This window comes from Pseudomonas sp. AC229, assembly GCF_979254655.1.
The window spans coordinates 254,297-266,551 of sequence record NZ_CEEDHK010000005.1 but is presented as its reverse complement, the minus strand read 5'-3'; the positions used below and the strand labels follow the sequence as shown (position 1 = coordinate 266,551).

The window sequence follows — 12,255 nt, the reverse complement described above, 5'->3', positions numbered from 1 at the left end:
CCAGGCTTAGATGCCGTGGCGACCGGGATCTTCCGGTGGCGCCGGTTCTTCTTCGATGTCTTCCAACTTCAACTCCATGCCCCAGTCGCTGGCTTGCGGCACTGGCGCGGCGGGCGCCACCGGAGCAGCCACCGGCGCCGCAGCCACGGCCGGCGTTTCACGGTAGAGCTTGAGTTTGAGGCGCACGTTGTTGGCCGAGTCGGCGTTTTTCACCGCTTCTTCTTCATCAATCGCCCCCTCGTTAACCAGCTCGATCAGCGCCTGGTCGAAGGTCTGCATGCCCAGGTTGCGCGACTTCTCCATGATTTCCTTGATCTCGCTAAGCTCGCTGCGCTTGATCAGATCACGCACCGTGGGCGTTCCCAGCAGCACCTCCACGGCGGCGCGGCGCTTGCCGTCGGTGGTCTTGACCAGGCGCTGAGAAACGAAAGCTTTGAGGTTGTTGCCAAGGTCATTGAGCAACTGCGGGCGACGCTCTTCGGGGAAGAAGTTGATGATGCGGTCCAGCGCCTGGTTGGCGTTGTTGGCGTGCAAGGTGGAGATCGCCAAGTGCCCGGTGTCGGCAAAGGCCAGGGCGTGTTCCATGGTTTCGCGGTCACGAATCTCGCCGATCAGAATCACGTCGGGCGCCTGGCGCAGGGTGTTCTTCAAGGCGGCGTGGAAGCTGCGGGTGTCTACGCCGACTTCGCGCTGGTTGATGATCGACTTCTTGTGCCGGTGCACGTACTCGACCGGGTCTTCGATGGTGATGATATGGCCGCCGCTGTTGCGGTTGCGGTAGTCGATCAGCGCTGCCAGCGAGGTGGATTTGCCCGAGCCGGTGCCGCCGACGAACAACACCAAGCCGCGTTTTTCCATCACGGTTTTCAGCAGAATTTCCGGCAGCTTCAGGTCTTCGAACTTGGGGATTTCCATCTTGATATTGCGCGCCACAATCGACACTTCGTTGCGCTGCTTAAAGATGTTGATGCGAAAGCGGCCAATGCCGGCCAGCGATATGGCGAGGTTCATTTCCAGCTCGCGCTCAAACTCAATTTTCTGCGCCGAGTCCATGATCGAATCCGCCACGGCGGCTATTTCACCCGACTTCAGCGGCTCGGCACTCAAGGGCTTGAGCACGCCATTGAACTTGGCACAGGGCGGCGCGCCGGTGGACAGGTACAGGTCTGAACCGTCCTGAGTCGCCAGAATTTTCAGCATCGGGTTCAGGTCCATGGGCAAAGCCTCCTTGGGTCGTGGAAGTAATACGGTAGGTCAAAGTGAGCACACTGGCGGCCATGTTATTGGCGCCAGTAAAACGCCGCCGCAAATACTGGCACACTACGCGCCCCGTAACCGAGGCTTATGCCTCGATGCGTTGGCAAATAAAGAAGATTCCGAGGAGCCCCCATGGCAAAAGCAATGGCCCGCCATATTTTGGTGAAAACCGAGGCGGAAGCGGCCGCGCTGAAAAAACGCATCGCCGCGGGCGAGGCGTTCGATGTATTGGCGAAAAAATACTCCACCTGCCCGTCCGGCAAAAAAGGTGGCGACCTGGGCGAAGTGCGGCCCGGGCAGATGGTGAAGTCCATCGACTCGGTGATTTTCAAAAAGGAAGTGCGCACCGTGCACGGCCCCGTGAAAAGCCAGTTCGGTTATCACCTGGTGCAAGTGTTCTACCGCGAGTAACGGGGCAGAACGGCAGACGCAAAAAAGCCCGCCACGGCTAAACCGGGCGGGCTTTTTCATGCGCTAGCGCTTAGTGGCTTTTGAGCATGTCTTTGGGCATGTGCTTGCCGATCTCGAATTTGCCGATGGCGGCGCGGTGCACTTCGTCCGGGCCGTCGGCCAGGCGCAGGGTGCGTTGCATGGCGTACATGTAGGCCAGCGGCGTGTCATTCGACACACCCGCGCCGCCGTGCATTTGAATGGCGCGGTCGATCACTCGCAGGGCGACGTTTGGCGCGACAACTTTGATCTGCGCGATTTCGCTTTTGGCCACTTTGTTGCCCACGGTGTCCATCATGTAAGCCGCTTTGAGCGTCAGCAGACGGGCCATGTCAATTTCCATGCGCGAGTCGGCGATGATGTCGACGTTGCCGCCCAGGCGGGCCAACGGCTTGCCAAAAGCGGTACGGCTAACGGCGCGTTGGCACATCAGTTCCAGGGCGCGTTCCGCCATGCCGATGGAGCGCATGCAGTGGTGAATACGGCCTGGGCCAAGGCGACCTTGAGCGATTTCAAAACCACGGCCCTCGCCTAGCAACACGCTGTCGTACGGCACGCGAACGTTTTCGAACAGCACTTCGGCGTGGCCGTGCGGGGCATCGTCGTAGCCGAACACAGGCAGCGGACGCAGAATTTTCACGCCGGGTGCATCAGTCGGTACCAGGATCATCGAGTGCTGCTGGTGACGCGGGCCGTCCGGGTTGCTCAGGCCCATGAAAATCATGATTTTGCAGCGCGGGTCGCAGGCGCCCGATGTCCACCATTTCCGGCCGTTGATGACCCACTCATCACCCACGCGCTCGGCACGGGCTTCCATGTTGGTGGCGTCGGAGGAAGCCACGCCCGGTTCGGTCATGGCGAACGCCGAGCGGATTTCGCCAGCGAGCAGCGGCTCGAGCCAGCGTTTTTTCTGTTCTTCGTTGGCGTAGCGCACCAGCACTTCCATGTTGCCGGTGTCTGGCGCGGAGCAGTTGAACGGCTCGGAGCCCAGCAGCGAGCGGCCCATGATTTCGGCCAGCGGCGCGTATTCCATGTTGGTCAGGCCGGCACCGAGCTTCGACTCGGGCAAAAACAGGTTCCACAGGCCTTCGGCTTTGGCCTTGGCTTTCAACTCTTCCATGATCGCGGTGGGCTGCCAGCGATCACCCTCGTTCACTTGAGCTTCGAACACCGCTTCGGCGGGATAGACATAAGTGTCCATGAATGCGGTAACGCGTTCGCGCAGTTCTTGAACCTTGGGGGAATAAGCGAAATCCATCGGAGGCACCTTCTGACGGGCTGTTGTGAGGTTGGAAAAGATCCTAGAACAGGGATCAAGATTTATCTAACCTATTCTCGGCGTGTATTAACATTCATCACCGATATATGATTAGCTGATTCCGGGACCCCAAACCAATAAGACCAGGAGCGCGTTGGCAATGAATTTGAGCAAGGTCGATCTCAATCTGTTTATCGTCTTCGACGCCATCTATACCGAAGCCAACCTGACCCGTGCCGGGCAGATTGTCGGCATCACCCAACCCGCCGTATCCAACGCCCTCGCCCGCCTGCGCGAAACCTTCAATGACCCGCTGTTCGTGCGCACGGCCCAAGGCATGGTGCCCACGCCCATGGCGCAGAACATCATTGGGCCGGTGCGCAACGCGCTGTCGCTGCTGCGTGTTTCCGTGCAGGAAAGCCGCACGTTCAACCCGCTGCAAGCGAACAAAACCTACCGCATCAGCATGACCGACCTCACCGAGGAGATCATTCTGCCGCCGCTGTTCCAGCGCCTGCGTCGCCAGGCGCCGGCCGTGCAGATTGAGAGCTTTTTGTCGAAGCGCCGGGAAACCACTAAAGAGCTGGCCGCCGGCCGCCTCGACTTCGCCGTGGACGCGCCGCTGAACACCGACCCGCAGGTGCGCCACGTCAAGCTGCTGTCTGACCGCTATGTGTGCGCGATCCGCAAAGGCCATCCGCTGGCCAAGGAAAAGCTGACGCTCGACGAATATATGTCGCTGACCCATATTCACATCTCCAGCCGCCGCAGCGGTCTCGGGTATGTCGACCTGACCCTTGGGAAAATGGGCATTCAGCGAAAGATCGCCCTGCGCTCCCAGCATTACCTGATGGCTTCGATGGTGATGCAGAAAACCGACATGGCCATGACCGTGCCCGAGCGCTTTGCCCGCAGCCATGACCTGCACTACGTCGGCGTGCCGGTGGAAGTGCCCGCCGTGGAAACGCACCTGTATTGGCACGAGAGCACCGACCAGGACCCGGCGAACCGCTGGATGCGTGAGCAGATGATCGAGCTGGCGCAGCAGATCAGTGTGCAGGACGCCGGGCAGGCGTAAGCGCGCTGGGTGTGAGGGCACTTGCGATTTATCCATATGCGGACTAAAGTGACATCACTGTCCACTTGTGGAGAAACACCATGTCCCTCGCCAGCCCGTCCAACAGCGCAGTTCTCGACCTCGACTCGGCTCACGCCGGGCACGTGGCGCTGAAGTTTTTCTTCAACCTGATGGAGAAATGGAACTGCTCGGTCGAGGAACAAACCGTGCTGCTGGGCTCCATCGGCCGCAGCACGCTCTACAAGTATCGCCAACTGCCCGAAATCCGCTTACCGCGCGACACGTTAGAGCGGGTTTCCTATCTGATGGGCATCCACAAAACGCTGCGTATCTTGTTTGGCGATAAACCGTCGACTTACGAATGGATTCGCAAGGCAAACAGCGAAGCACCCTTCAACGGCATGAGCGCTTTGCAGTTGATGCTGGCAGGCGGCGTGATGGATATTGCCGTGGTACGTCGCTACCTGGATGGAGTACGCGGTTGAAACAACCGACTCAAGTGGTGCCTGCATGGATGCGGGCCTATCGCATCGTTTCCAGCGCCTTCCCGCCAATTTCGGTGTTTGAAGATGTGCTGGACCCCGCCGATCTGGAACAAGCCTTTCTGATTGAAAGCCTGACCAACGACCGCCTGCGCGAAGAGGCCGGCCTGCTTAGCCATGTGGCCCCCGAAGACCGCGTGTGCGGCCCCGGCGCCTCGCCGTTAATGGCTGCCTTTACTCACGTGGGCGCCAAAAGCCGCTTCACCGACGGCCAATACGGCGTTTATTACTGCGGCGACAGTTTGCAAACCGCCATCGCCGAAACCCGCTTCCACCGCGAACGCTTTATGCGCGCCACCCACGAGCCGAGCATGGAGCTGACCCTGCGCACCTACGTGTGCAAAGTGGTGCAGCCGCTGGATGACGTGCGCGAAGGCTACGACGAACTCTACGACCCCGACCCGAACGCCTACGCCCTGCCTCAACGCTTTGCCGCCGAGCGCCGTAAAGCGCGCTCGTGGGGTTTGCTGTACCGCAGCGTGCGCAACGAAAACGGCGAATGCGCGGCGCTGTTCCGCCCGCCGGCCGCCAGCATTCCGGTGCAGGGCGAGCATTTGCGTTACGTGTGGGACGGCCAGCTGCAACAGATCACCCAGGTATTCACCCTCAAAGCCATCGCTTGATTGCCGCGGAAGTCCCGATGCTGAAGAAAAGCTTCAATTCCCTGCTGACCACCTGGTTGGCGGGGTTGATCGTTTTATTGCCGCTGACCTTGACCCTGGTGTTGCTCACCTGGGTGGTGAGCCTGCTCAACCGCATCGTCGGGCCGTCGACCTACGTCGGCCGGCTGTTTGCCGCCATGGGCCAACCATTCGCCAGCAACACCTACCTCGCCTACGGCTTGGGCACGGTGCTGCTGGTAATCGCGATTTATGTGCTGGGTTTGGCCGTGCAACACGGCTTGCGCAAACCGCTGGCCTGGTTGACCGACGTCACCCTGCGGCGCATTCCGCTGTTCGGCAAGTTGTACAACCTGGCCGACCGCTTCGTGGCGCTGCTGGAGAAAAAAGAAGGCGCCGACATCAACGCCATGAGCCCGGTGTGGTGCTTCTTCGGCGGTGATGGCGTGGCGGTGTTGGCGTTGATGCCCAACCCGGAACCCATTGATATCGACGGCCGCCACTATTACGCCGTGCTGGTGCCCACCGCGCCAATTCCCATCGGCGGCGGCTTGCTGTATGTGCCAGTGGAATGGGTGAAGCCGGCCAATATCGGCGTGGATGCGTTCACCAGCATCTACGTATCGATGGGCATCAACGCCCCACCACAATCGCCGCGCAAAACCGTCTGACGCCAAAACGGCGCACGAAACACTCGCTTGACGCTGTAGGGAAAGGTGCTTTACGTTAACGTAAAGGTAACTTTTCGAGTAAGCATTTTCCTATGCCGACCACCTACAGCATTTCCGACCTGGCCCGCGAGCTGGACGTCACCACCCGCACCATTCGTTTTTACGAAGAGCAAGGCATGCTCACCCCCGAGCGCCGCGGCCAGGAGCGCATCTACTCGGCGCGCGACAAAGTCACCCTCAAGCTGATTTTGCGCGGCAAGCGCATCGGTTTTTCCCTGGCCGAGTGTCGCGAGCTGATCGAGCTGTACGACCCCACCGGCAACCACAAACAACTCGAAACCTTCATGCGCAAGATCGCCGAGCGCCGCGAACAGCTGCGTCAGCAATTACTCGACATCGAGCAGATGCAAATGGAGCTGGACACCGCCGAAGAGCGCTGCCTGGCCGCCATGGCGCAAATTCCCGCTTAACCCGTTACTGGCAGCTCAACAACAATAATCAGCAGGTGCCCACCATGACTTACCCTTCCCTGAACTTTGCCCTCGGCGAAACCATCGACATGCTGCGCGACCAAGTGCGGGCCTTTGTCGCCGCCGAACTGACGCCACGCGCGGCGGCCATAGACAGCGACAACCTGTTCCCCCACGACATGTGGCGCAAATTCGGTGACATGGGCTTGCTGGGCATTACCGTCAGCGAGGAATACGGCGGCGCCGGCCTCGGTTACCTGGCGCACGTGGTGGCGATTGAAGAAATCAGCCGCGGCTCGGCCTCGGTGGGTTTGTCATACGGCGCGCATTCCAACCTCTGCGTGAACCAGATCAACCGCAACGGCACCGCCGAGCAAAAGGCCAAGTACCTGCCGAAACTGATCAGCGGCGAGCACGTCGGCGCCCTCGCCATGAGCGAGCCCAACGCCGGCTCGGACGTGGTGTCGATGAAACTGCGCGCCGACAAACGCGGCGACTGCTACGTGCTCAATGGCAGCAAAACCTGGATCACCAACGGGCCAGACGCCAACACCTACGTGATCTACGCCAAAACCGATCTGGAAAAAGGCGCCCACGGCATCACCGCGTTTATCGTCGAGCGCGACTGGAAGGGTTTTTCGCGCAGCAACAAATTCGACAAGCTCGGCATGCGCGGCTCCAACACCTGCGAGCTGTTTTTTGATGACGTTGAAGTGCCAGAAGAAAACATTCTCGGCGTCCTCAATGGCGGCGTGAAGGTGCTCATGAGCGGCCTCGACTACGAGCGCGTGGTGTTGTCCGGCGGCCCGGTCGGCATCATGCAAGCCTGCATGGACGTGGTGGTGCCTTACATCCACGACCGCAAACAGTTCGGCCAGGCCATCGGCGAATTCCAGCTGATCCAGGGCAAAGTCGCCGACATGTACACCCAGCTCAACGCCAGCCGCGCCTACCTCTACGCCGTGGCAAACGCCTGCGACCGTGGCGAAACCACGCGCAAAGACGCCGCTGGGGTGATCCTCTACAGCGCCGAGCGCGCCACGCAAATGGCCCTGGATGCCATCCAGATTCTGGGTGGCAACGGCTACATCAACGAATTCCCCACCGGCCGATTACTGCGCGACGCCAAGCTGTACGAGATCGGCGCCGGCACCAGCGAAATTCGGCGGATGTTGATTGGTCGGGAATTGTTTAACGAGACCCGTTGACCACCAGCCCTACATCGACTGTAGGAGCGGCTTTAGCCGCGATGTTGTTGATCTAAAAGCATCGCGGCTAAAGCCGCTCCCACAGGTACCAAACGCATCGCCCGGAGCGCCCCATGGCCATCCTCACCACCCACATCAACACCCGCAGCCCCGAATTCGCGGCCAATACCGATGCCATGCTCGAGCAGGTCAATCACCTGCGCGCCCTCCTCGCCCAGGTGCAGCAAGGCGGCGGCGCCAAGGCGCAGGAACGCCACACCTCGCGGGGCAAGTTGCTGCCGCGCGAGCGCATCAACCGTCTGCTCGACCCCGGCTCGGCCTTTCTTGAAGTCGGCCAACTGGCTGCCCACGAGGTGTACGGCGAAGACGTGCCGGCCGCTGGGGTGATTGCCGGCATCGGTCGCGTCGAGGGCGTGGAGTGCATGATTTTGGCCAACGACGCCACGGTCAAAGGCGGCAGCTATTACCCGCTCACGGTGAAGAAGCACCTGCGCGCACAAACCATCGCCAAGGAAAACCGCCTGCCCTGCATCTATCTGGTGGATTCGGGCGGCGCCAACCTGCCGCGTCAGGACGAGGTGTTCCCCGACCGCGAACACTTCGGCCGCATCTTCTTCAACCAAGCGAACATGAGCGCCATGGGCATCCCGCAAATCGCCGTGGTCATGGGCTCGTGTACGGCCGGCGGCGCCTACGTGCCGGCGATGTCGGACGAAACCATCATGGTCCGCAACCAGGCCACCATCTTTCTCGCCGGGCCGCCGCTGGTGCGCGCTGCCACGGGTGAAGTGGTGAGCGCCGAAGACCTCGGTGGCGCCGACGTGCATTGCAAAACCTCCGGTGTCGCCGACCACTACGCCGAAGACGATGAACACGCGCTGGCCCTGGCGCGCCGCTGCATCAGTAACCTCAACTGGCGCAAGCACGGCCAATTGAACAGCCGCCCGCCGCAACCGCCGCTGTATGCCAGCGATGAGATTTACGGCGTGATTCCCGCCGACGCCAAGCAACCGTTCGATGTGCGCGAGGTGATTGCCCGCCTGGTCGACGGCTCGGTGTTCGATGAATTCAAAGCCCTGTTCGGCAGCACGCTGGTGTGCGGCTTCGCCCACCTCAACGGTTACCCGCTGGCGATCATTGCCAACAACGGCATTTTGTTCGCCGAGTCGGCGCAAAAAGGCGCGCACTTTATCGAGCTGGCGTGCCAGCGCGGCATCCCGTTGCTGTTTTTGCAGAACATCACCGGCTTTATGGTCGGGCAGAAATACGAAGCTGGCGGCATCGCCAAGCACGGCGCCAAGCTGGTGACTGCGGTGGCCTGCGCCAAGGTGCCGAAGTTCACGGTGATTATCGGCGGCAGTTTCGGCGCTGGTAATTACGGCATGTGCGGCCGCGCCTACGACCCGCGCTTTTTGTGGATGTGGCCCAACGCGCGAATCGGCGTGATGGGCGGCGAGCAGGCGGCGGGCGTGCTGGCGCAAGTGAAACGCGAGCAGGCCGAACGCAGCGGCCAGCAACTGAGCGCCGAGGAAGAAGCGGCCATCAAGCAGCCGATCCTGGCGCAGTACGAACAGCAAGGTCACCCCTATTACTCCAGCGCGCGGCTGTGGGATGACGGCGTGATTGACCCTGCGCAAACCCGCGAGGTGTTGGGCCTGGCACTTTCCGCAAGTCTGAACGCGCCGATTGAGCCCACCCAGTTCGGTGTGTTCCGGATGTAGTTCAGCTGAACGGCGTTTCCTGTAGGAGAGGTTTGAGCCTCGATGCTTTTGATTTCTTCAGCATCCCATCAAGGCTGAAGCCTCTCCCACAAAAAGCCAGCCCAGTTCCACACAGAGATTTGTGCAATGACTGACTTCACCACCATCGAACTCGATATCACCGCCAACGGCATCGCCACCCTGTGGCTGAATCGTGCGGACAAGAACAACGCCTTCAATGCCCAGATGATCCGCGAGCTGGTTCTGGCGTTGGACATCATCAAGGCCGACCGCAGTATTCGCTTCATGCTGCTGCGCGGGCGCGGCAAACACTTTTGCGCCGGCGCCGACCTGGCCTGGATGCAGCAATCGTCCAACCTCGACTACAGCGCCAACCTCAACGACGCCCGTGAGTTGGCCGACCTGATGTACAGCCTGCATCAGTTGAAAATCCCCACCGTGGCCGTGGTGCAAGGTGCGGCGTTTGGCGGTGCCATCGGCCTGATCAGTTGCTGCGACATGGCCATCGGCGCGCGCGATGCGCAGTTCAGCCTGTCGGAAGTGCGCATCGGCCTGGCGCCTGCGGTCATCAGCCCGTTCGTGGTGCAAGCCATCGGCGAGCGGGCCGCGCGCCGCTTTGCGCTGACCGCCGAACGCTTCGACGGCCAACGTGCGCAGCAGTTGGGCTTGTTGGCCGAGTGCTACGAACCTGACGAGCTGGAGGCGGAAGTAGAACGCTGGGTCGCCAACCTGCTGCTCAACAGTCCGTTAGCCATGCAGGCCAGCAAGCAATTGCTGCATGAAGTAGGCACTGGCGCGCTGACCCCGGCCCTGCGCCGCTATACCGAAAACGCCATCGCTCGAATCCGCGTCAGCGCCGAAGGTCAGGAAGGCCTGCAAGCCTTTCTGGCCAAGCGCAAACCCGCCTGGCAGGAGCCGCAGTCATGATCAACCGTTTACTCGTCGCCAACCGAGGCGAGATCGCCTGTCGCGTGATGCGCACCGCCAAGGCCATGGGCCTGAGCACCGTGGCCGTGCACAGCGACATCGACCGCCACGCCCGCCATGTGCGCGAGGCCGACAGCGCCGTGAATCTGGGCGGCGCCAAGCCGGCTGAGAGCTACCTGTGCATCGACAAACTGATCGCCGCCGCTCAGGCCAGCGGCGCCCAGGCAATCCACCCCGGTTACGGTTTTCTCTCCGAAAACGCCGATTTCGCCCGGGCCATCGAAGCGGCCGGGCTGATTTTTCTCGGCCCGCCCGCCTCCGCCATCGATGCCATGGGCAGCAAATCGGCCGCCAAAGCGCTGATGGAAAAAGCCGGCGTGCCCCTGGTGCCCGGCTACCACGGCGAGGCGCAAGACCTCGCCACCTTCCGCGACGCCGCCCAGCGCATCGGTTATCCGGTGCTGCTCAAAGCCACCGCAGGCGGCGGCGGTAAAGGCATGAAAGTGGTCGAGCACGAAGGCGAGCTGGCCGAGGCCTTGGCGTCTGCGCAGCGTGAGGCGCTGTCCTCGTTTGGCAACAGCCAGATGCTGGTGGAAAAGTACGTGCTCAAACCTCGGCACGTGGAAATCCAGGTGTTCGCCGACATGCACGGCCACTGCCTATACCTCAACGAACGCGATTGCTCGATTCAGCGCCGCCACCAGAAAGTCGTCGAAGAAGCCCCCGCCCCCGGCCTTAGCCCTGAGCAGCGCCGGGCCATGGGCGAAGCGGCCGTTAAAGCGGCCCAGGCCATCGGCTACGTGGGCGCCGGCACGGTGGAGTTTTTGCTGGATGCGCGCGGCGACTTTTTCTTTATGGAAATGAACACGCGCCTGCAAGTGGAGCACCCGGTCACCGAAGCCATCACCGGCCTTGACCTGGTGGCCTGGCAAATTCGCGTGGCGCGCGGCGAAGCGCTGCCGCTAACGCAAGAGCAGGTGCCGTTGATAGGCCATGCCATTGAAGTGCGCCTGTATGCCGAAGACCCCGACAACGACTTCCTGCCCGCCACCGGCACCTTGCAGCTGTACCGCGAATCGGCACCTGGCGCGGGTCGGCGCGTGGACAGCGGCGTGGCGGAAGGCGATGTGGTGTCGCCGTTCTACGACCCGATGCTGGGCAAGTTGATCGCCTGGGGAGAAAACCGCGAGGAAGCGCGCCTGCGTTTGTTGGCCATGCTCGGCGAATTTGCCGTAGGCGGCCTGAAGACCAACCTGGCGTTCTTGCAGCGCATTCTCGCGCACCCGGCGTTTGCCGCTGCCGAACTGGATACCGGCTTTATTCCGCGCTATCAGTCCGAGCTGCTGCCGCCTCCCGGTGAACGGCCCGAAGCCTTCTGGCAACTGGCCGCCCGCGCCTGGCAACTGACCGCAACGCCTGTGTCCCGTGACGATGATCCCCACAGCCCGTGGGCCGCCAGCACGGGTTGGCGCGCCGGCCTGGCCAGCGAAACCGACCTGCACCTGACCTGCGCTGGCGAGCAACGCGTGGTTCGCCTTCGCGACGCCGACGCGACCATCACGCGCCAAGGCGATCAGCTACGGGTAAACGCCAACGGCGTCACCACCCAGCACCTGGCCATCCGCCAAGGCGCGACCTTGTTCCTGCGCTGGAATAACGAGCTGCACGCCGTGCAACAGTTGGACCCCATCGCCGCTGCCGAGGCCAGCCATCAGCAGCACGGCGGGCTGACGGCGCCCATGAACGGCAGTATCGTGCGCGTGCTGGTAGAAGCCGGCCAGGCCGTTCAAGCCGGCACGCCGCTGGTGGTATTGGAAGCCATGAAAATGGAACACAGCATCCGCGCCCCGCACGATGGCACCGTCAAAGCGCTGTACTGCGCCGAAGGCGAAATGGTGGCCGAAGGTGCGGTGTTGGTGGAGCTGGAAACCTGAAAAAAAACGCGGTCCTGTAGGAGCGGCTGGTGCGACGCTCCGGTTAGCCGCGATAGTTTTTGAATACAACAGAGCATCGCGGCTAAAGCCGCTCCCACAGGACGGCAGATAGTTTGGAG

At 61.6% G+C, this 12,255-nt stretch carries 12 protein-coding genes; 10 read left to right on the top strand and 2 right to left on the bottom strand.

Features of this window, described 5'->3' with window-relative positions; translation table 11 throughout:
* Window positions 1-6: 6 nt before the first annotated feature.
* On the bottom strand, window positions 7-1,215 hold the full coding sequence (locus AC0IW7_RS09380; RefSeq protein ID WP_205898648.1) for a PilT/PilU family type 4a pilus ATPase: 1,209 nt from the start codon (window positions 1,213-1,215) through the stop codon (window positions 7-9).
* Between the two features lie 174 nt (window positions 1,216-1,389).
* Between AC0IW7_RS09380 and AC0IW7_RS09375 the strand changes: the two genes are divergently transcribed.
* Entirely contained in the window at window positions 1,390-1,668 is a 279-nt protein-coding gene (locus tag AC0IW7_RS09375) for a peptidylprolyl isomerase (protein ID WP_122498487.1), read from the top strand.
* Between the two features lie 70 nt (window positions 1,669-1,738).
* On the opposite strand, the gene AC0IW7_RS09370 is transcribed toward AC0IW7_RS09375, so the two are convergent.
* A complete protein-coding gene (locus tag AC0IW7_RS09370; protein WP_471817369.1) occupies window positions 1,739-2,965 on the bottom strand; it encodes an acyl-CoA dehydrogenase in 1,227 nt (408 codons plus the stop codon).
* Window positions 2,966-3,125: 160 nt separating this feature from the next.
* Between AC0IW7_RS09370 and AC0IW7_RS09365 the strand changes: the two genes are divergently transcribed.
* From AC0IW7_RS09365 to AC0IW7_RS09325, 9 genes are all read left to right on the top strand, one after another.
* Window positions 3,126-4,043 (top strand): LysR family transcriptional regulator, encoded by a 918-nt coding sequence (locus tag AC0IW7_RS09365; protein ID WP_122451037.1) that lies wholly within the window; start codon window positions 3,126-3,128, stop codon window positions 4,041-4,043.
* An 80-nt stretch (window positions 4,044-4,123) separates the two neighbouring features.
* Window positions 4,124-4,528, top strand: a complete 405-nt coding sequence (locus AC0IW7_RS09360; protein WP_463542124.1) for an MbcA/ParS/Xre antitoxin family protein — start codon at window positions 4,124-4,126, stop codon at window positions 4,526-4,528.
* A 29-nt stretch (window positions 4,529-4,557) separates the two neighbouring features.
* Complete coding sequence (locus tag AC0IW7_RS09355; RefSeq protein WP_122498579.1) at window positions 4,558-5,208, top strand: RES family NAD+ phosphorylase; 651 nt, start codon at window positions 4,558-4,560, stop codon at window positions 5,206-5,208.
* Window positions 5,209-5,225: 17 nt separating this feature from the next.
* Window positions 5,226-5,876 carry a DUF502 domain-containing protein gene (locus AC0IW7_RS09350; RefSeq protein WP_471817367.1) on the top strand — a complete coding sequence of 217 codons (651 nt, stop codon included), beginning with the start codon at window positions 5,226-5,228 and terminating at the stop codon, window positions 5,874-5,876.
* A 92-nt stretch (window positions 5,877-5,968) separates the two neighbouring features.
* The gene (locus tag AC0IW7_RS09345) at window positions 5,969-6,346 is read left to right on the top strand and encodes a MerR family transcriptional regulator (protein WP_122498479.1); all 378 of its coding nucleotides are present in this window, start codon (window positions 5,969-5,971) and stop codon (window positions 6,344-6,346) included.
* A gap of 44 nt (window positions 6,347-6,390) precedes the next feature.
* The gene (locus tag AC0IW7_RS09340; protein ID WP_471817366.1) at window positions 6,391-7,554 is read left to right on the top strand and encodes an isovaleryl-CoA dehydrogenase; all 1,164 of its coding nucleotides are present in this window, start codon (window positions 6,391-6,393) and stop codon (window positions 7,552-7,554) included.
* A gap of 113 nt (window positions 7,555-7,667) precedes the next feature.
* On the top strand, window positions 7,668-9,275 hold the full coding sequence (locus AC0IW7_RS09335) for a carboxyl transferase domain-containing protein (RefSeq protein ID WP_471817364.1): 1,608 nt from the start codon (window positions 7,668-7,670) through the stop codon (window positions 9,273-9,275).
* Window positions 9,276-9,401: 126 nt separating this feature from the next.
* Window positions 9,402-10,202: a gamma-carboxygeranoyl-CoA hydratase gene (locus AC0IW7_RS09330; protein ID WP_122498473.1), complete on the top strand. Its 801-nt coding sequence runs from the start codon at window positions 9,402-9,404 to the stop codon at window positions 10,200-10,202.
* A complete protein-coding gene (locus tag AC0IW7_RS09325) occupies window positions 10,199-12,136 on the top strand; it encodes an acetyl/propionyl/methylcrotonyl-CoA carboxylase subunit alpha (protein ID WP_471817362.1) in 1,938 nt (645 codons plus the stop codon). The genes AC0IW7_RS09330 and AC0IW7_RS09325 overlap by 4 nt, the downstream gene beginning before the upstream one ends.
* The last annotated feature ends 119 nt before the right edge of the window (window positions 12,137-12,255 follow it).